This window comes from Kitasatospora setae KM-6054 (genome assembly GCF_000269985.1).
Lineage (GTDB): Bacteria > Actinomycetota > Actinomycetes > Streptomycetales > Streptomycetaceae > Kitasatospora > Kitasatospora setae.
The window spans coordinates 212,958-230,679 of record NC_016109.1; the positions used below are offsets into that span (position 1 = coordinate 212,958).

Annotated in this window: 25 protein-coding genes; 11 read left to right on the forward strand and 14 right to left on the reverse strand. The window is 75.4% G+C overall.

Translation table 11 applies throughout. The features are described from left to right. Positions 1-60 precede the first annotated feature (60 nt). The gene (locus KSE_RS00855; RefSeq protein WP_014133349.1) at positions 61-408 is read left to right on the forward strand and encodes a hypothetical protein; all 348 of its coding nucleotides are present in this window, start codon (positions 61-63) and stop codon (positions 406-408) included. A 19-nt stretch (positions 409-427) separates the two neighbouring features. Here the strand turns inward: KSE_RS00855 and KSE_RS00860 are convergent, their stop codons facing one another. Together KSE_RS00860 and KSE_RS42570 are read right to left on the reverse strand one after the other, a co-directional pair. Then, entirely contained in the window at positions 428-748 is a 321-nt protein-coding gene (locus KSE_RS00860; RefSeq protein ID WP_014133350.1) for a hypothetical protein, read from the reverse strand. After that, positions 745-906 carry a hypothetical protein gene (locus tag KSE_RS42570; RefSeq protein WP_158413045.1) on the reverse strand — a complete coding sequence of 54 codons (162 nt, stop codon included), beginning with the start codon at positions 904-906 and terminating at the stop codon, positions 745-747. The genes KSE_RS00860 and KSE_RS42570 overlap by 4 nt, the downstream gene beginning before the upstream one ends. Positions 907-1,100: 194 nt before the next feature. Between KSE_RS42570 and KSE_RS00865 the strand changes: the two genes are divergently transcribed. After that, positions 1,101-1,787, forward strand: coding sequence for a gamma carbonic anhydrase family protein (locus KSE_RS00865; protein WP_231873106.1), 687 nt, complete (start codon positions 1,101-1,103; stop codon positions 1,785-1,787). A 121-nt stretch (positions 1,788-1,908) separates the two neighbouring features. On the opposite strand, the gene KSE_RS00870 is transcribed toward KSE_RS00865, so the two are convergent. Further along, positions 1,909-2,241: a hypothetical protein gene (locus KSE_RS00870; RefSeq protein WP_148283042.1), complete on the reverse strand. Its 333-nt coding sequence runs from the start codon at positions 2,239-2,241 to the stop codon at positions 1,909-1,911. A gap of 197 nt (positions 2,242-2,438) precedes the next feature. Here KSE_RS00870 and KSE_RS00875 point away from each other — a divergent pair, with 197 nt between their 5' ends. Continuing rightward, positions 2,439-2,876 (forward strand): hypothetical protein, encoded by a 438-nt coding sequence (locus KSE_RS00875; RefSeq protein ID WP_014133354.1) that lies wholly within the window; start codon positions 2,439-2,441, stop codon positions 2,874-2,876. Positions 2,877-2,977: 101 nt separating this feature from the next. Beyond that, positions 2,978-3,538: a macro domain-containing protein gene (locus tag KSE_RS00880; RefSeq protein WP_014133355.1), complete on the forward strand. Its 561-nt coding sequence runs from the start codon at positions 2,978-2,980 to the stop codon at positions 3,536-3,538. A gap of 16 nt (positions 3,539-3,554) precedes the next feature. On the opposite strand, the gene KSE_RS00885 is transcribed toward KSE_RS00880, so the two are convergent. The 5 genes from KSE_RS00885 to KSE_RS46165 all read right to left on the reverse strand — a co-directional run bounded on the left by KSE_RS00885 (position 3,555) and on the right by KSE_RS46165 (position 6,371). Then, entirely contained in the window at positions 3,555-3,893 is a 339-nt protein-coding gene (locus KSE_RS00885; RefSeq protein WP_014133356.1) for a hypothetical protein, read from the reverse strand. A 41-nt stretch (positions 3,894-3,934) separates the two neighbouring features. Further along, the gene (locus KSE_RS45535) at positions 3,935-4,060 is read right to left on the reverse strand and encodes a hypothetical protein (protein WP_255518912.1); all 126 of its coding nucleotides are present in this window, start codon (positions 4,058-4,060) and stop codon (positions 3,935-3,937) included. Beyond that, positions 4,057-4,569 (reverse strand): SsgA family sporulation/cell division regulator, encoded by a 513-nt coding sequence (locus KSE_RS00890; RefSeq protein ID WP_014133357.1) that lies wholly within the window; start codon positions 4,567-4,569, stop codon positions 4,057-4,059. The genes KSE_RS45535 and KSE_RS00890 overlap by 4 nt, the downstream gene beginning before the upstream one ends. Positions 4,570-4,759: 190 nt before the next feature. Beyond that, complete coding sequence (locus KSE_RS00895; RefSeq protein ID WP_014133358.1) at positions 4,760-5,047, reverse strand: hypothetical protein; 288 nt, start codon at positions 5,045-5,047, stop codon at positions 4,760-4,762. Positions 5,048-5,240: 193 nt separating this feature from the next. After that, entirely contained in the window at positions 5,241-6,371 is a 1,131-nt protein-coding gene (locus tag KSE_RS46165) for a glycoside hydrolase domain-containing protein (protein WP_331457804.1), read from the reverse strand. Positions 6,372-6,559: 188 nt separating this feature from the next. On the opposite strand from KSE_RS46165, the gene KSE_RS00905 reads away from it, so the two are divergent. Further along, positions 6,560-7,009, forward strand: coding sequence for a BlaI/MecI/CopY family transcriptional regulator (locus tag KSE_RS00905; protein WP_014133360.1), 450 nt, complete (start codon positions 6,560-6,562; stop codon positions 7,007-7,009). A gap of 4 nt (positions 7,010-7,013) precedes the next feature. Further along, the gene (locus KSE_RS00910) at positions 7,014-7,946 is read left to right on the forward strand and encodes a M56 family metallopeptidase (protein ID WP_014133361.1); all 933 of its coding nucleotides are present in this window, start codon (positions 7,014-7,016) and stop codon (positions 7,944-7,946) included. A gap of 48 nt (positions 7,947-7,994) precedes the next feature. Here KSE_RS00910 and KSE_RS00915 read toward each other — a convergent pair whose 3' ends face one another. Both KSE_RS00915 and KSE_RS42575 read right to left on the reverse strand, forming a co-directional pair. After that, a complete protein-coding gene (locus tag KSE_RS00915) occupies positions 7,995-9,623 on the reverse strand; it encodes an LCP family protein (protein ID WP_051055077.1) in 1,629 nt (542 codons plus the stop codon). Beyond that, the gene (locus KSE_RS42575; protein WP_051055078.1) at positions 9,616-10,290 is read right to left on the reverse strand and encodes a DUF6542 domain-containing protein; all 675 of its coding nucleotides are present in this window, start codon (positions 10,288-10,290) and stop codon (positions 9,616-9,618) included. The genes KSE_RS00915 and KSE_RS42575 overlap by 8 nt, the downstream gene beginning before the upstream one ends. 290 nt (positions 10,291-10,580) lie before the next feature. Between KSE_RS42575 and KSE_RS00925 the strand changes: the two genes are divergently transcribed. Continuing rightward, the gene (locus tag KSE_RS00925) at positions 10,581-11,252 is read left to right on the forward strand and encodes a lysozyme family protein (RefSeq protein ID WP_014133364.1); all 672 of its coding nucleotides are present in this window, start codon (positions 10,581-10,583) and stop codon (positions 11,250-11,252) included. A gap of 118 nt (positions 11,253-11,370) precedes the next feature. Continuing rightward, positions 11,371-11,949, forward strand: coding sequence for an EF-hand domain-containing protein (locus KSE_RS00930; RefSeq protein ID WP_014133365.1), 579 nt, complete (start codon positions 11,371-11,373; stop codon positions 11,947-11,949). 7 nt (positions 11,950-11,956) lie between these two features. Here KSE_RS00930 and KSE_RS00935 read toward each other — a convergent pair whose 3' ends face one another. Together KSE_RS00935 and KSE_RS00940 are read right to left on the reverse strand one after the other, a co-directional pair. Further along, a complete protein-coding gene (locus KSE_RS00935) occupies positions 11,957-12,373 on the reverse strand; it encodes a hypothetical protein (RefSeq protein WP_014133366.1) in 417 nt (138 codons plus the stop codon). Between the two features lie 51 nt (positions 12,374-12,424). Next, positions 12,425-12,706, reverse strand: coding sequence for a hypothetical protein (locus tag KSE_RS00940; protein WP_197540790.1), 282 nt, complete (start codon positions 12,704-12,706; stop codon positions 12,425-12,427). A 103-nt stretch (positions 12,707-12,809) separates the two neighbouring features. On the opposite strand from KSE_RS00940, the gene KSE_RS00945 reads away from it, so the two are divergent. Then, a complete protein-coding gene (locus KSE_RS00945; protein ID WP_014133368.1) occupies positions 12,810-13,553 on the forward strand; it encodes a VIT1/CCC1 transporter family protein in 744 nt (247 codons plus the stop codon). 115 nt (positions 13,554-13,668) lie between these two features. Here the strand turns inward: KSE_RS00945 and KSE_RS00950 are convergent, their stop codons facing one another. After that, positions 13,669-14,766, reverse strand: a complete 1,098-nt coding sequence (locus tag KSE_RS00950) for a baeRF3 domain-containing protein (protein WP_014133369.1) — start codon at positions 14,764-14,766, stop codon at positions 13,669-13,671. A 154-nt stretch (positions 14,767-14,920) separates the two neighbouring features. After that, positions 14,921-15,538, reverse strand: a complete 618-nt coding sequence (locus KSE_RS37990; RefSeq protein WP_014133370.1) for a ribosomal maturation YjgA family protein — start codon at positions 15,536-15,538, stop codon at positions 14,921-14,923. Positions 15,539-15,600: 62 nt separating this feature from the next. On the opposite strand from KSE_RS37990, the gene KSE_RS00960 reads away from it, so the two are divergent. Both KSE_RS00960 and KSE_RS00965 read left to right on the forward strand, forming a co-directional pair. Then, a complete protein-coding gene (locus tag KSE_RS00960; protein WP_014133371.1) occupies positions 15,601-16,125 on the forward strand; it encodes a 2'-5' RNA ligase family protein in 525 nt (174 codons plus the stop codon). An 87-nt stretch (positions 16,126-16,212) separates the two neighbouring features. Then, the gene (locus KSE_RS00965) at positions 16,213-17,718 is read left to right on the forward strand and encodes a hypothetical protein (RefSeq protein ID WP_014133372.1); all 1,506 of its coding nucleotides are present in this window, start codon (positions 16,213-16,215) and stop codon (positions 17,716-17,718) included. Positions 17,719-17,722 lie beyond the last annotated feature (4 nt).

Below are 17,722 nucleotides of genomic sequence, written 5' to 3' on the forward strand. Positions count from 1 at the left end.
CTCGGCGGGGGCGCGGCCGATGGCCGCGCCCCCGTCTTGTCCCCTGATCGGAGAACACCCGTGTGCGATTGGAGCGATCTGGAGGAGTGCCTCCTGGTCAACGCCGTCGAGCTCTCACCGCTGTGGGCGCTGGCCCCGGACTGTTCGCGGAGCGACGACGAGGCCGACTGGCCCCCGTACGTCGAGCGGTTGAAGCCACTGATCGCCGCCTGGGTCCGGGCCGGCCGAATCGCCCTCTGGCGGGGGCCCGAGTGGCCCGCCTTCGAGGGCGGGCACCGGGTGAGCATCGAGGACGTCGACGCGGTGCTGTCGGACGACGAGTTCTGGACCTACCGCGAGTCGGCGACGGTCGTGGTGCACCTCGAACTGCTCGTCGAGACGGACCGGATCCGCCCGCCCCTCGGCTGACCCGCCCCGCGCCCGCCGCTCAGGCCAGCCTGGTCCGGGCGGCGGTCGGGTGGGTGCGGCCGCGGGAGCTGATCGCGGGGCGGGTGGGTCGGCGGTCGGGGCGGGCGGGCGGGGTGTCGGACGGGGCGGGGCGGACGGCGACCGCGGCCTTGAGCGCGCGGAGGGCCAACAGGACGGCGACGGCGGCGAGTTCGGCGGGTTCGGCGGCACCGCGTTCGGCGGCGGCGCGCTGGCAGGAGGAGCACCAGACCGCGCTGGCCCGGCCGCCGTCGGGGTAGTCCAGGGAGGTCGGCACCAGGTAGTGGCAGCCGCAGTCCTGGCAGACGAAGAGCAGCCTCATCGCTGCACCACCCCCGAGCCTCCGCAGACCGAGCACGGCGACCAGTAACTGCGCCGCACCGGCTGCTGCCTCCCCTCCGCGTCGGTCTCCACCGAGTGCTCCGTCTTCTCCGTCCCGCGCGCGCCGCCGCAGCCGGGGCAGGTCTGCTGGTCCGTCATCGGCCACCTCCAGACCACAGACCGTAGCGTGCCGACCCCCGTCCGCGACAGCGGTTCGCCACCGGACCACCCCCCGATGCCTTCCGCACACCCGTGCGGGGCGCGCACCGCCTCGCGCGCGCGGGTCGCGCGCCCCGCCCAACACGTCTGTTTTCCGCCAGCCGACCGCCCGGCGATGCGCGATGATCCCGCGCATGATCCCGCACACGAACCCCCGCACCAGCACCGACCAGAGCGCCGGCCCGGGCAGCCTCCCCCAGGGCGTCCTGATCGAACACCGCGGCGCCGCCCCGCAGGTCCACCCCACGGCGTACGTCGCGCCGACCGCCACGCTGGTCGGCGACGTGCGGATCGGCCCGAACGCCCGGGTGATGTACGGCGCGGTGCTGGACGCGGAGGGCTCCCGGATCGAGGTCGGCGAGAGCTCGGTGGTGTGCGAGAACGCGGTGCTGCGCGCCTCCGCCGTCGCCGCCGACCAGCCGGTGCTCGTCGGCGACCACGTCTTCGTCGGCCCGCACGCGACGCTGCTGGGCTGCACGGTGGAGCGCGCCTGCTACCTGGCGACCTCGGTCAGCGTCCTGCAGGAGGCCGTGGTGGGCACCGGTTCGGTGGTCGCGGTGGCGGCCCTGGTGCACACCCGTACGGTGCTCCCGGCCGACTTCTTCGTGCCGCCGTACCTGACGGCCCTCGGCGAGCCGGTGCGCCTGCTGGCCCCGGGCGACCCGGAGGTGCCGCAGGCGATCGGGCGGCTGGGCTTCGCGGGCACGGCCTTCGGCGTCGACGCGTCCTGGACGGACCGGATCGCCCGCCACGAGCGGATCGCCGAGGTCCGCTCGGCGGAGTTCGGCGCGCACCTGGCGGACCGCCCGGCACGCTCCTGACCTGCCACTGACCCGCCAGGCGCGGTACGGACCCGCACGGCCCGCCGCCGGACCCACCCGGCCGCGGGCCGCTCCCGCTCCCGCGCCACCCACTCCCCCGCCACCCGTTCCCGCGTCTCCCCTACCTCCCCGCGTCTCCCGTCTCCGCCTGCTGCTGCCGTGTCGCGTCCGGCCAGTCCGCCGGGGACGCCTCGACGTCGTTGCCGCGCACCCAGACGGTGGAGACCCCGAGCAGTCGGCGCATCACCGCGAAGCCGCCCTCCCAGCCGTCGGGCAGCCGCAGCCGGCCGAACCTGACGGCGCCGGCGCTGAAGCGGGTGTCGCCGCTCTCCAGCATGCCGGTCCAGCCGGGCAGGCCCACCTCCGGGACGTTGCCGGTGAGTTCGGCCTGGACCGGGATCTCCAGTCCGTCGGCCAGCAGCAGGGCGGGGCCCCGGTACACGGGTGAGGTCATGCATCGAGGGTGCGGGAGATCACCCTATCCACGCAAATCACACATACACGTGGCAAGCGGACGGGCCGAGACCGTTTCGTTGGGTGGAGTATTCCATTCCGTAGCCGAATAGCCACCTTACGCAACCTCGGATCGTGCAATATGACATTGCACAGCCGGGAAGGCCCCGGCTGACAGCACTGAACGGGAGAACTCTCATGATCAAGCCCCTGGCCGTCCTGGCCGGTGCGGCAGCCCTGTCGGCGACCCTCACCGTCCCGGCCGTGGCGACCACCACCGACACTCCGCAGACCACCACCGCGTGCGGTGGCTGGGCCCTGCAGGGCGGCTTGGCCACGCAGATCTGCGCGGAGCGAACTGGCGACCAGGTCCGGCTGTACGGCACCCTCGGCCTGGCCGGCCCGCCCTCCCCCGGCACCCCGCTGCCGTACCGCAAGGACGTGATCATCACCCTGACCGGGACCACCCCCTCCGGTTCGGTCAACCAGTACATCACGTTCACGGGCTCCAACCAGCAGGTCGGGAACATCATCGGCAGCGTCCCCTGCGACGCCGCGATCCAGGGCACCTACTCGGTGTCCTCCTTCGACCTGGGCCCCCACCCGGTGACGATCAACACTGTCATCCCCTGCTGACACCGCAGGCCGGCCCGCCCCTCCCCGGAGGCGGGCCGGCCCCGCGTCCGCCCAGAGCGATCGGCACCCCGCTCCGGGCCCGCGCCCGCGATGCTGACGGCATGCCCACCACCTCGCACCCGCGCGTCGAGGTCGTCCTCGGCGACCTCACCGAACAGGACACCGCCGCGATCGTCACCGCCGCGAACGAGTCACTGCTGGGCGGTGGCGGCGTCGACGGGGCCGTCCACCGGGCGGCCGGACCGCGCCTCGCCCAGGCGGGCGGAGCGCTCGCGCCCTGCGAGCCGGGCGACGCCGTGGCGACACCGGCGTTCGACCTGTGCCCGCCCGTCCGGCACGTGATCCACACCGTCGGGCCGCTCTGGGAGGGCGGTGGGTACGGGGAGACGGAGGTGCTGGCCTCCTGCTACCGCCGCTGCCTGGCCGAGGCCGACCGGCTCGGCGCCGAGAGCCTGGCCTTCCCGGCGATCGCCACCGGCGCCTACGGCTTCCCCGCCGAACTCGCCGCCCGGATCGCCGTCGAGACCCTGACCGGCACCCCGACCGCCGTCACCCTGATCCGCCTGGTCGCCTTCGACGCCCCGACCCGCGCCCTGCTCGCCGCCCTGCTCGGTGACTTGCCCGGTGACCTGCTCGGCGACCTGCTCGGCGGGAGCCGCTGAGCGCGGGCCGACCGGCTCAGTCACCCACGAACCACAGCCAGCCGCCGGACGTGGCCGCGCAGGCGCCCAGCATCCGTTCCAGGTCGACCGCGGCCGCGCGCTGCTCCTCGTCGACGCACAGCGCCAGCAGCCGGTCGATCTCGCCGAGCGCGGCGGCCGCCTCCCGCTGGTCGAAGAACGTGTGGTCGTACGGGTCGATCCGCCAGAGCCTCCAGCCGCGGTCGAGCGGCAGTTCGTGCAGGACCCGGGCCAGCCCCTCGCCGTGCTCGTGCGAGGCGCGCAGCAGGGTCGCCCGGGTGTGCGCCGGGTCCAGGCGGCGCGGCCGGGCGGAGTGCAGTTCGATCCCGATGCCCACGGCGGGGGTTCCTTCCTCGTTCGACGTTCCTCGTTCGACGGTCAGTGCTCCCGGTCCTCGGCGGTGCCGAGGACCGGGTCGGTCAGGCGGTGCAGTGCGGCGACCGGGGCGGCGAAGACCTCGAACGCCTCGCTGCCGGTGGTGGCGAGGGGCCGACGGCGGGTCACTCCTCGTCCCTGTGCCCGTCCTCCTCGCCGTCCTCGCCGAGGAGTCGTTCGACCAGTCCGTCGAGGTCGACGTGCTCCTGTTCGCAGCCGACCGGGACGACGCACTCGGTGCGGCGCAGGAAGTCGCGCAGGGCGGGGGCGGGCAGGCGGAGCAGGGCGCTGCTCTCCTCGCCGTGGAGGGTGAGCAGGAGGTGGCCGTGGTCGGGGCCGTGGCCGGGGGTGACGGTCATGTCGCCGAGTCCGGCGGGGTGGGTGAGTCCGGTGAGCAGGACTTCGCGGGAGAGCGACCAGGTGACCGGTTCGGGCAGGTCGACGTGGTTGTCGAGGTGGACGGTATAGGGCTCGTCGGCGCCGTAGCGGAGGCGGGCGGCGACGGGGACGTGCAGGGCGGGGGCGACGACCACCTCGACGACCAGGTGGACGGCGATCCGGGTGGTGCTGCCGCGCTGCGGCGGGACCCGGCGCGGGGCGGGGTCCCGGTACGGGTCGTGGTACGGGTCGTGGGTCACCGGGTCGCGCCCCCGTCCGCCTCGGGGAGAAACGATTCTTCATTCGCTGCGCGCCGCAGCACCTCTCGCACGTGCACGTCAGGACAACGACGCCGGGCCCGATCGGTGACACCTCATTCGTTCCGCCCCCGAACGGAGGCGGTGGGCGGAGCCCGCTCCGCCCACCGCCGTCCGCCCTCCGCCCCGGAGGTCAGACCTGTCCGAGGCGGCGGACCAGTTCGTCCAGGTAGGCGTCCCCGTACGCGTCGGCCAGGTCGTCCAGGTCGATCATCGGCGGGATGTCGATGACCGGCTGGCGCTCGGCCAGGAAGGCCACCGTCTCGCGGACGATCCGGCCCTCGTCGCCGCCGGCCAGGCCGGGGTGCTCCAGGACTCCGTCGGTGACCCGGATCCGGGTGGCGGCCCCGACCGACCCGTCCTCGACCTCGACCAGGTACTCGCGGTCGCCCAGCGGTTCCACCCGGATGTCAACTGCCATGGCGCGGTTCGTCCTTCCGTCAGTGCTCGACCGTACGGCGGTGCCGACGCCGCGTCACCTGCCGGTTCTCCGGCGGGCACCAGCCGGCTCCACCCTACGTCCGCCCGCGGGCGCCGCCGCGTCGCCCCGCTCTCCCCCGCACTCTCCCCTCGCGCTTCCCGCCCGGGTCGAACTCCCCGCCGCCCGGGGCCGCTCAGCCGACGATCGCGACCGGGGCGTCCCACGCGTTGCGGTCGACGGTGACGGTGGCGCCGTTGTAGGTCTCCTTCTGGTTGATCTGGTACTGGTGGGCGCGGCGGTGGCCGCCCCACAGGCCGCCGAACGGGAAGCTGCCGGTGGTGTCGGCGGCGCCGTCGTACTTGGCGTACCACAGGGCGTCCGGCAGGTCGGGGGCGTTCTCCCCGGCGGCCTTGGCGATGCCGGCGGCGCTGGAGGAGGCGAAGCCGTAGAACCCGGCCCAGTAGCCGGCGCCGTGCACGGCGCGGTTCCAGGACTGGACGTAGGCGAGGACGGCGTCGGCGCACGAGGTGTCGGCGGTGTTGTACGCCTCGACGTCGAGGTAGAGGGTGCTGCCGGCCCGCATGCCGAGGGCGGCGGCCTTGGCGACGGCGTCGTTGCCGTCGGCGGTGCCGAGCGGGACGGCGGTGTCGGCGGTCAGCTTCTCGGGGCTGCTGCCGGTCTGGCACGGCGGCTGGGCGCCGACGTACAGCGGGACGAGCTTCCAGCCGCCGCTGGTCACGGACTTGACCCAGTTGGCGGTGAGCTGGGGCTGGGCGCAGCCGCGGTTCTTGCCGCCGATGTAGACGGCGGCGGCGCCGTAGGGGCTGTTGCCGTACCAGGCGTTCATGGTGGCGAGGCTGGGCGCGGTGCAGGTGTCGAAGGCGAGTCCGGTGAAGGTCGCGGGCGCGGTGCCGGGCTTGGCGACGGGCGCGGCGGGCGGCGCGGTCGCGGCGCCGCCCTGGCCGTCGCCCTGCCCGGCCTGCTTCGACCCGGACGCGGACGCGGAGGCCGACGCGGAGGGCTTCGCCGAGGCGGACCCGGAGGCGCTCGCGGACGCCGACGCGGAGGCCGACCCGGACGCGCTCGCGCTGGGCGAGGCGGAGCCGCTCTCGGCGGCCGCGGGCTCGGACGCGGTGCCGTCGGTAGCGGCGGCGGTGTCGGGGGCGGTGGGCGCGGCGGCGGGGTGCCCGTCCCCGCCGCTGCCGGCGGCGGCGAGGGCGGCGGCGCCGGAGCCGATCACCAGGACGGCGGCCGCGGTGAGCAGCACGGCCCGGCGGCCCTGGGGACGGCGTCCGGACGACTCGCGGGCGCGGCGGTGCGACACGTGCTTCTCCACGGGCTGGGGCCGGCCGGGGCCGGGCCGAGAGGGATGATCTTGCGGTGTTTCCGCACACCATAACGGGTACTTGAGGAAGTCTTTACCCTGTTGTCCGGCCGCCGGGCGGGGCCCCTAGGATGGGAGGCGAACTGTCCGAGTCGGGCGCGGGGCGGCCGTGCCGGAGGGAGTCTCCCATGGAGTTGGCGGGCGTCGACCCCGAGCACGGCGAGGGTGAGGGCGACGAGTCGGGGCGGCCGCGCCGCCGCGGGCAGGGCGAGCTGGCGACCGAGGTGCTGTCGGTGCTGCACCGGGCGCCGGGGCCGGTGACGGCGTCCTGGGTGCAGGAGCAGCTGGGCGGCGAGCTGGCGTACACCACGGTGATGACCATCCTGTCGCGGCTGCTGGCCAAGCAGGCGGTGGTGCGCAGCCGGGCGGGCCGGGCGTACGTGTGGGCGGCGGCGGCGGACGCGGCGGGGCTGACGGCCCGGCGGATGCGCCGGATGCTGGACACCGAGCCCGACCGGGACGCGGTGCTGGCCTCGTTCGTGACGGCGCTGACGCCGGAGGACGAGCAGTTGCTGCGTTCGCTGCTGAACGCGGCGGAGCCCTCGCCGGGGGCCGGGGGCCGGGACGACGGGCGCTGAGCGAATGGGCTTCTTCGTCTTCCTCCCGCTGGTGCTGCCGCTGACCTCGCTGCCGATCGCCCGGCTGGCCGAGCACCACCTGCACCCGCGCAACGCGGTGCGGCTGCTGTCCTGGATCGGCGTGACGATGGCGGTGTGCAGCACGCTGGCGCTGGGCCTGCTGTTCGTGGTGGGCACCGCGCAGATCCCGGGCAACCCGCTGCCGGACAGCTGGTCGGACCCGGAGATCCGGACGGCGGTGCCGTTCCACGAGGAGGTCGGCACGGCGGCGGTGGTGGGCCTGGTGACGGTGCTGACGGCCTGTTCGCGCTCGCTCCGCCGGCACCTGCGGATCCGGGCCCGGGCCCAGCGGGCGCTGGCCCCGCTGCCGTTCGACTCCGACCTGGTGGTGCTGCCCGACCCGGAGCCGTACGCGTACGCGGTGCCGGGCGAGCCGGGCCGGGTGGTGGTGTCGACGGCGATGATGGACAGCCTGGACGAGGACGAGCAGCGCGCGCTGCTCGCGCACGAGCGCTCGCACCTGGCCAACCGGCACCACCGCTACCTGCTGGCGGCCCAACTCGCCAGCTGCGTCAACCCGTTCCTGCGCCCGCTGCAGAAGGCCGTCGGGTACGCGACCGAGCGCTGGGCGGACGAGGAGGCCGCCGGGTCGGTGGGCGACCGCCGGCTGACCGCCCGCGCGGTGGCCCGGGCCGCCCTGGTCACCCGGGGCGGTGGGCCGGCCCCGGCGTTCGCGGCCTTCGCCGCCCCCGGCCCGGTCCCGCGCCGGGTCACCGCCCTGCTCAGCCCCGCCCTCGGCGAGGCCTGGCCGCCGGCCGCCTCGCCCGCCGGTCTGGCCGCGATGGTCGCGGCGGCGGGCACCGCGGTCTCCGCGGTCTCCGCCCTGAACGCGGCCGTCGCCCTGCTCCTCCTGGTCAAGGCCGCCACCCCCTGGTGACCCCCGGGTGACTCCCGGCCCCGGCGCGCTCGGCAGCCGCCGGGCCGGTCAGTCGACGCAGGGCACGCCGCCCGCCCTGACCGGCGGGCCCTGCATCTGCGGGGTGGCGCTGGGGCCGGGGCTCGGCTCGCCGGTGGTGCCGGTGCCAGTGCCGGCGTCGGGGGTGGCGCGGTCGGCGCCGAGGACGACCTGGACGTGGCCGGGGGCGAGCGCGCTGGAGGCGGTGGCGGTGACGCCGTAGTGGTCGGCGATCTGCCGGCCGGCGTCCTGCGCGCCCGCGCCGTACTTGACGGTGGTGGTCCGGGGGCGGGTGTCGGCGGTGCCGATCCTCCCGGCGCGGTGGCCGAGCGCGACCAGGGCCTTGGACTCCTCGGCGGCCGCGCCGGAGACCGGCGACCCGTTGAGCACGTCGACCGTCGCCTCCGCGACCGGTGCCTCGCCCGTCCCCGCCCCGGGGCCGGAGCTCGGGCTCGCACTCGAACTCGAACCGGGGCTGGGGCTGGAGCTGGAGCTGGGGCTCGCGACGGGCACCGCCGGGTCCGCGTCGACCGGCTGGCCGAACAGCTGCTTGACGATCCGCCGCAGTTTGACCGGGTCGACCTGGTTGACCTCCTGGCCGCCGATGGTGGCGAACTTGTCGATCGGCAGGGTGTTGAACTCGACGTTGCCGCCGGTCAGGTTGGGCGCCTGCTGGACGAAGTCGAGCAGGCGCCAGCGGTCGTCGATGACCACGTCCTTCTTGACCACGTCCAGCAGCGCCTGCATCCTGCCGAGGTCGCCGAAGACGCCCTGCTGCTTGAGCTTGTACTCGACGGAGGCGATGAACGCCTGCTGCCGGTGGGTGCGGTCGAGGTCGCCGTTGGTGAGGTTGTGCCGCTGGCGGACGAAGGACAGCGCGTCGGCGGCGTTCAACTGGCTGACACCGGCCGGCAGTTGGAGTCCGGTGCCGCCGCCGGGGCGGATCACGTTGCCCTTGCTGTCGGTGATCCGGGAGACGATCGGGTCGTCGACGGCCTTGTTCAGGCAGACCGGGATGGGTTCGAGGGCCTTGGCGATGTCGTAGAAGCCGATCAGGTTGACCTCGGCGAAGTGGTCGATCGGGATGTCGAGCAGCTTCTGCACGGTCTGGATGGTGGCGGAGCGCCCGGCCTCCCGGCTCTGCTGCTCCAGTTCGGCGCCGCCGAGGCCCTTGGCGCGCAGCTTCTGCTCGGCGGCCTCCTTGGCGTAGCCGTACGCCTCCTTGACCTTGTGCATCCGGCCCTCGGTGCCGTCCGCGTTGTACGTCTGCACCCAGTCGTCGCGGGGGACGGACACCGCCTGTGCCTTCCCGCTGGGCGGGATGTGCAGCACGATCAGCGAGTTGGTGTTGTAGCCGCCGATCTCGCTGGAGCCGGCGTGCAGTTCGTCCTCGACGAACTGCTTGGGCAGGTCGGTGCCGTCCATGTTCTTCCGGCTGTCGAGGCCGATCAGCAGGATGTTGACGGAGGAGTCGAGGTGCTGGGGCGCGTTCTTCCGGGCCTGGTCGAGGGCGTGCGAGCGGTTGACGCCGTCGAGTTCCTTCGTGGTGTACCAGGCGAAGCCGCTGATGCCCAGGACGGCCAGCGAGAGGCCGCAGGCCAGGGTGCGGCCGGCGAGCACCCCGGCGGCCGGGCGGCGGGGGCCGCGTCGTTCAGTCACGGCGGGACCTCCCGGTGCGGCCCGCCCGCCCCGCGCGGCGGGCGCGGAGCAGCCGGACGCGGAGCAGCCGGACGCCGACGGCCAGCAGGGCGGCGGCGAGGGCGGCGAGCATCCACGGGAACTGGGCGCTGACGAGTTTCAGGCCCTCGGTACCGATCCCGGCGCCGTGGTACTTGTCGCCCCGGGCCAGGTAGTCGACGCCGCCGGCGACGGCCAGCGTGACCACCGGCGCGCCGCTGACCACCCACCACCAGCCGGCCCGGGTGGCGACCAGCGCGGCCAGCGCGGCGCCGAGCAGGGCGGCGGCCGCGTAGACGGCGCCGAGGCCGGGGGCGAGCAGTTCGTCGCCGAGCGCGCCGAGCACCGGCAGGCCGAGCGCGGGCAGCACGGCGGGCATCCGGTTCGGCGCCGTGACCTCCCGCCCGGCTTCCCGTCCGGCTTCCCGCCGGGCGGCCCGCCCCGGTCGCGCTCCCCCGTCGTCCGCCGGGGCGGCGCGGCGCTCGTCCCGGTGCGGTCCGCGCTGGGCGGGCACCGGGTGGGCGGCCGCCTCCGCGGCCGCCTCCGCCTCGGCCCGCGCGCCCGCCTGCGCCTGCTCCTGCGCCTCCGCCGGTTCGTCGCGCCACAGCGGCGCGTCGCCGCGCGTGCCCGTCGACCTTCGACCCGTCATCGACACCTCTCGTCCACTGCCCGTGCCGCGCCCGCGGCGTCCGACCGTTCCGGTGGACAGACGCGTGGCCGGCACCACCCGGTTCCTCTACACAGCTGTAGAGGTTCGAGCCAAGCACACGAATCCGCTCCGGGTACGTAAGCTCGCCCCAGGTCGTCACCCGGCGTCGGGCGACACCTGGCAGAACGCGACAGCCCGGCGGCAGGACACGGCCACCCGGCACCCCGGGGCCCGGAAGCCTCCGGCCCGGGCGGTCGGCGGACGGGCGTGACGGACGGAAGGAGTCATCGGTGGCGGAACGCCGCGCGAAGTGGCCGTGGGCGGTGCTGGCCCTGGCCGTCCTCGGCATCTGGGCGTACGAGCGGGTCGGCGACCCGCCCCCGTCCGCCGCCCCGGCCGCCACCCCGGCCGCCGGCGCGAGCGCCTCCCCCTCGCCCTCCCCGTCCCCGTCGCCGTCGCGGCCCCGCACCGACTACTCGCCGCCGCGCTTCGCCGCCGAGGTGAAGCGGTACGCGGCCGAGGCCGGGGTGAACCCGCAGCTGGTGATGGCCATCCTGTACAACGAGGCGTACAAGCCGCACGGGCCGGACGTCGAGCGCTCCTGGCAGAAGATGAAGCCGGACGCCTCGTTCGGCATCGCCAACATGCACCGCGCCGCCTACGACGAGACCCGCCAGGGCCGCCCGTTCGCCGACCGCCCCTGGGAGGACCTGCCGGACGACCCGGCGCTCGCCGTCCGCGCCGCCGCCTGGCACCTGCACGACCTGGGCGCCCAGCTCCCGGCGAAGCTCTCCGGCTCGCTGGACCGCGACGAGCTGACGGCCCTCGGCTACAACACCGGCGCGGGCAACATGCTGCTCTTCGCCCGCGGCACCAAGCCCGGCACCGAGGCCCGCTCCTACCTGGACCGGCTGCACGACAACTGGTCCAAGTCCGCGGACACGCTGGCCGCCACCCCCTGACCCTCTCCCCGACCCGGACCGGACCGGACCGGAGCAGGTCCCCGACCCCCGCCGCGGGCCGCTCGCCCGGGGCCGCTACTATGACGCTCCGTCACATCCCGGCCACCGGAGGGTCACTGTGTCCGACGACCTGCTCATCGCCAAGATAAGCCACGGCTTCGACCACCTCGACGCCGACGGGGACGGGCAGCTCACCGAGCGCGACCACGTCCTGATGGGGCAGTCGGTGGCGCGCTCGCTCGGGCACCCGTCCGGGTCGGCGGAGGAGGCGCGGATCGTCGACGCGTACGTGGCGATCTGGCGGGAGCTGCACCTGCCGCACCTGCCCACCGGGTCGGTCTCGATGCGCCGGGCCGACTTCCTGGCGTCCACCGCCTCGCTCGCCGACGACCCGAAGGCCGCGGAGGCCACCCTCGGCGCCCTCGCCCGGGCCTTCCTCGCGGTCGTGGACCCGGACGGCGACGGCCGGGTCCACGCGGACGAGTTCTTCCTCTTCCAGCGCGGCCACTTCCCCCAACTGCGCCGCAGCGACGCCGACACCGCCTTCGCCCACCTGGACCGCGACGACGACGGCACGCTGGATCCCGACGAGTTCGTGAGCGCCATGATCGAGTACTGGACCAGCCGCGACCCGGAGGCCCCCGGCAACTGGTGGACCGGCAGCCCGCAGGGCGACCCGGACCCGACCACCCTCTGACCCGGCCTCAGCCCCGCCCGGCACCACCAGCGGCCCCAGGCCCGGGGACCCGCTCGGGCACCCGCCGGGCGGCGCGGCGCAGTTCGGCGAGTGCGTCCAGCTCCGGCGTGACCAGCGCCTCCGCGACGGGCAGCCCGGTGCCGGCCGAGGCGGCGAGCCGCTCGCGGACCTCGCGCGGGGTGCGGGGGCGCCAGCCGGCGCCCTGGCAGTAGGACGGGAACCGGACGCCGGCCCGCAGCAGCGCGGTGAGCGCCCGCCAGGCGGCCTCGTCCCGGCGGCGCGGGACCCGCAGGTGCCGCCCGGCGTCGATCAGCGGGCCCCGGCAGCGCGGGCAGAGCGCCCCGCCGCCGGCGGGCCGCTTGTAGGACGCGCGGCAGGGCGGGCAGACGTGGTGCCGGGCGGGGGCCGTCGGAGCGAAGCGCATGCCCGGCATTCTGCTGCACCGCCGTGAGCTGCGGCAACGCGTTTTCCGACGTCAGCGCCGCCCTGGTCGTTCCTGCGGTTCCGGTGCGTGTCCGGGCACCGGCCGGGCGGCGCGCCGCTCGCGGACCTCGCGCGGGGTGCGGGGGCGCCGGCCGGGGCCGTCGCGGCAGCCGGAGTGGAGGGTGACACCGGCCCGCGGCAGCGCGGTGAGGGCGCGCCAGGCGGCGGTGTCGCGGCGGTGGGGGACGTGCGGCAGGTCCCGGCCGGCGTCGATCAGCGGGCCCGGCAGCGCGGGCAGACGTGGTGGCGGCCGCCCGTTCCGCCCCGGAAGCACATGGCATCCCTCCTGATCCGGCGTCACCACCCGCGGCAACGCGTTTTCCGACGCCCCGCCGGGGCTGCGGGGTAGGGCGGCGCGGGGCGGGCAGACTGGCGGCATGACCGATTCCCGCGCCCAGGGCATGGAGCCCGTCCCCCCGCCGGACCACGACGAGGCGCACGGCGGTGCGCTGGGCGGGCGGTTGAACTGGCTGCGGGCCGCCGTGCTCGGCGCGAACGACGGCGTGGTGTCGACGGCGGGCCTGGTGGTGGGCGTCGCGGGGGCGAACGCCTCGTCCGGCGAGCTGTTGACGGCGGGTCTGGCGGGCCTGCTGGCGGGGTCGCTGTCGATGGCGGCGGGCGAGTACGTGTCGGTGAGCACCCAGCGGGACGCGGAGCAGGCGGCGCTGGCCCAGGAGCGGCGGGAGCTGCGGCTGACGCCGGAGGCGGAGCTGGCCGAGCTGACCGGCCTGTACCAGGCGAAGGGGCTGGATCCGGAGCTGGCCCGGCAGGTGGCGGTGCAGTTGACCGCGCACGACGCGCTGGCGGCTCACGCGGAGACCGAACTGGGCATCGATCCGGACGCGTTGACCAATCCGTGGCACGCGGCGTGGGCGTCCTTCGCGGCGTTCACGGTGGGTGCGCTGCTGCCGCTGCTGGCGATCGTGCTGCCGCCGCCCACCCACCGGGTGTGGATCACGGTGGTGGCGGTGCTGGCGGCCCTGGTGGTGACGGGCTGGGCGAGTGCCCGGCTGGGCGGCGCGGCCCCGCGCCGGGCGGTGCTGCGCAACGTGGTGGGCGGCGGCCTGGCGATGGCGGTGACGTACGCGGTCGGCGTGCTGCTGGGCGCCTCCACCGGCTGAGCGCGCGGGGAGAACGCGCGGGGAGCGCACGGCGAACGCGCGGGGGCCCGCGGCCGGGAGTGTTCCGGCGCGGGCCCCTGCTGGTACGGGCGCGGGTAGGTCGGTAGCGCGCGGGTCAGTAGCGCAGGTCGGCGGCGATCCGGCCGGCGTCGGAGAGGGTGCCGTCGGGGACGAAGCTGACGGTGGCCCCGGTGTCGAGGGCGCGTTCGATGACCTCGTCGACGACGTCCTCGCGGGCGCCGGGCTGGCCCTCCTCGGCGGGGACGAGGTGGTCGCCGTCGTCGCGGGCGGTGGTGCGGAAGTTCTCCTCGACCACCAGCAGGGCGATCCGGCCCTCGGCGGCGGTCTGCCAGACCTCGTCGAGTCCGGCGGCGAAGGCCTGGCGGCCGCGGGCCTTGTCGAGGCGGGCGAGCGCGTCGGTGATCTCCTGGTCGGCGTGCGCGCGGACGGCGGGCTCGACGGCCTGGCGGACGGCCTCGGCGCCGGCCTGGGCCAGGCCGCCGTGCGGGATCTGCGCGGTGGTGGACTTGGCGATCGGGCCGACGGCGTCCAGCAGGGCGAGCGCGGGGGCGTCGCCGAAGACGTAGAGCGGGCGGGGGTCGGCGGCGAGGACCTTGCCGATCGCGGTGTCGGCCTGGCGCAGGAAGGTCTTGGTCTCCTCGTCGCGGAAGGTGCTGGGGGTGTCGCCGATCCGCTCCTGGCGCTCGGGGTCGGGGTTGTCGTGGACGCGCTCCAGCGGGAAGCCGTGGCCGGTCTCGGGGATGACCTTCTCCTGGTTGCCGCCCCACAGGGCGACCCGGTCGGCGGCGACCGCGAGCACCCAGTAGGGGCGTTCGGCGATCTGCGAGGAGACCAGGTTGCGGGTGAGGTAGGTGTCGGACAGGACCACCCGGGCGGGGGCGGTGCGACCGAGTGACCAGACCTGGTGCTCGCCGGGCGCGGCGAAGATCGCCAGGCCGTCCTCGGCGTGCACCAGGTCGACCTCGGCGGCCGCCTTGTCGAGCTGTTCCAGGACGTCGATCCGGTCGGCGCGGGAGACCTCGGGGTCGGCCTGGACCTTCTCCTTCGCCTCCGCCAGCAGGTTGCGCAGGCGGACCGGGTCCTGCGCGTTGTCCGGCTCGCGGCGGTGCGTGGGCATCAGGATGGACACCGCCGGGTAGGGGCGGGGCCGGCGCAGCTCGGCGAGGACGGCGGGGCTGAGGACGGGGTGCATGGAGACCCTTTCCGAAGGCGGTTCGGCCTTCTGTGCGTGGGCTGCGGTGCGGGGACGCGAAGCCTGGTTCTGCTCCCGAATGTCCTAAATGTACATATTTGCCCATGGGGGCGTCGAACCGCCGTCCCGCCCGCCGCCCCGGTCCGGCCCCCGTTCAGCCCCCTGCCCGCCGCTCCCCCCGCCGCTGCCGCCACTCCCCTTCCCGCTCCCGCCGCTTCCCCGTACCCGCCGCCCGTTCCCGCAGGCGGCGGGCCGTCCGGCGGGCCGCCTGGCGGGCGGTGAGCGCGGCGAGCGCGCCGAGGGCGTAGCCGAGCAGGTCGGACGGGTCGAAGGTAGTGCCCAGGACGAGCCGGCTGAGCCGGCTGTGCGCGCCGAGGTCGGCGGGCAGGCCGCCGGCCTGGAACAGTTCGACGGCCCAACTGGCGGCGAGCGCGGTGCCGGCGGCGGTCCGCGGCCCGAGCCGGGGGGCGGCGGCCATCAGCAGGGTGTACAGCAGCGCGGTGTACAGCGCGCCGCCGAGCGGGGCGGCCGCGGCAGCCGGCACCCGGGCGGGCGCGGCCAGGCCAAGCAGCAGCACCGCGGCCGCGGCCGCCAGCCAGCCGACCCTGGCCCTGGCCCTGCCCCCGGCCCCGACCCTGGCCCCTGCCCCGCCCTCGGCCTGCCGTTCGCCCGGCGGGCGGGCGCCCTCCCGACGCTCCGTCACCCCGGCGGCCGGGCGCGGCGGGTGGCCCTCCGGGCGGGGGTGCGGCGGCCGGGGGTCGGTGGTGCGCATCCGCACAGCCCATCACACGGGGCGGAGGCGGGGGCCACCGGGCCCGGTCCTACGGTGGGGGGATGCGGACCATCGAGTTGACCTGCGATCCGGCGTTCGACCGGGCGGTGCGAACGGTGTGGCGGACGCTGGCCGACGGCGGGGTGGACTCGCTCGCGGACAACCCGCACCCGGCGCACCGCCCGCACCTGACCCTGGCGGTGTGCGGCGACCTCGGGCCGGAGCGGCTGGCGGAGGCCGAGGAACTGCTGGCGGGGGCGCTGCCGTTGGAGGTGCGGCTGTCGGGCCTGCTGTCGTTCTCGGCGCGCAGCCGCCGCCGGGTGCTGGCCTGGGGCGTGGTGCCGGGCCCGGCCCTGATCGACCTGCACCGCGAGCTGTGGCGGCTACTGGCGGCCGAGCCGGACCCCAATCCGCTCTACCTGCCGGGCCGTTGGATGCCGCACCTGGGCCTGACCCGCCGGGTGGAGCCGGACGGGCTGACCCTGGCGCACCGGCTGCTGGGCCGCCACCCGGACCTGACGGGCGTCTTCGACGGGGCCCGGAGCTTCGACTCGAACACCCAGTCGACCAGGGATTTTTTCATCTGATGAGATGTCAACTTCCGTTTATCGCATGCTTATCGCGGCAATCCAGACTGCGGGAAGCAGCGACCGCACCGAGCCGTAAGGACTCCCTTGCCTGACGATCTCACTCCCGCACAACAGCTGGTCGTCATCGACATGGACCAGAAGATCGCCGCCCTCCTCGGCCACCTCGGCCAGCCGGACCTCCAGGCGCTCCTGCCCGGGACGCCCGCCGGCGGGCAGGTGCAGCAGGACCTCTCCGGCCGGTTCGGCGCCCTCGTCGGCCGACTGCCGGGGCTGGGCAACCTGGTCAAGGTGAACACCTCGCTGAACGCGTCGATGGGCGCCAACACCCTGATCACCTCGGGGGCGAACCCGCAGGTGTTCCGACTGGACCTGCGGCCGGACCTGGTCCAGGCAGTCTCCGCCTCGTACCAGAACACCCTGACGGTGATCCACGAGCTGTCCCACACCATCACCGAGAACCACGCCTTCCCGGTCAAGGACTACGCCTACCGCAGCGGCTGGGCCTGGGGGTACCTGACGCCCGCGCTGAGCGTCGTCAACGCGGACACCTACGCCCAGTTGGCGGTCCGGCTGGCCGAGCGCGCGGACAACGGGCCGGGGCGCTACAGCCTGTTCGGCCTCGTCCCGGCCCAGCGCGAGCACCTGCGGGGCGCGGCCGGGCAGACCGTCCTGGGGGCCGCGCTGGCCTGGGCGGACCTGGTGCTGAACCGCGCCTGGCTGCGCTCCCTCGACGCGACCGCGCACGCCAAGGTCGACGTCCCGGACGCCAACTGGGCGACGCAGCAGCAGACCTGGGCCGCGGATCCGGACGCCGCCCAGCGGGTGGCCTTCGAGGGGCGGCTGGTGGGCGCGAACCTGCTCAGCGCCCGCTACTCGCTCCTCGGCTCCACCGGGCTGACCACGTACGGGAAGTGGACGGTGGAGTGGATCGCCTCGGCCGTCGAGGAGGCGAAGAACCTGCTCTCCGGGCTGGAGGTGGTACCGGTCGCCGACAACGGCGGCTTCGTCTCCTGCAGCAAGGACCGCAGGACCCTGCTGGTCTCGCGCGGCGTGTTCGGGGACAGCCCGGTGCAGCTCGGCGGGCGGATCCTGAACGCGGTGCTGGCGGCCGTCGCCCCGAGCGGCTTCACCGCCCCGGCCTGGGCGCCCCGGCTGCGCGACGTCGTCGACTGGCTGGTGCTGCACGACCGCCCGCAGGAGCACGCGGCCCTGGCCCCGCTGCTGACCTCGCTCGGCCAACTGCCCGCCGTGGCCACCACCCCCGCGCAGTGGGACGCGCTGATCCAGAGCCTCCCGCGCGCCGTGCTCACCGACACCACCGCCCGCTGGCAGATGCTGGACGGCCACGTCGCCGCGATCGTCCCGCTGGGCGCGGCCGCCCAGGCCCGGCTGCGCCACCTGGACGCCGCCCTGACCGAGGACCTCGGCCGGATCGGCAACGCCGCCCGCAAGCTGACCGCCTCCACCGCCGACGTGAACGCCCTGCTCGCCCAGGTGAACGCGATCGCCGCCCGGGTGACCCCGCTCTTCCCCGACGCCGCCGCCCGCTACGAGGACATCCGCCGCGAGCTCAACCCGATGCGCCACTGAACCG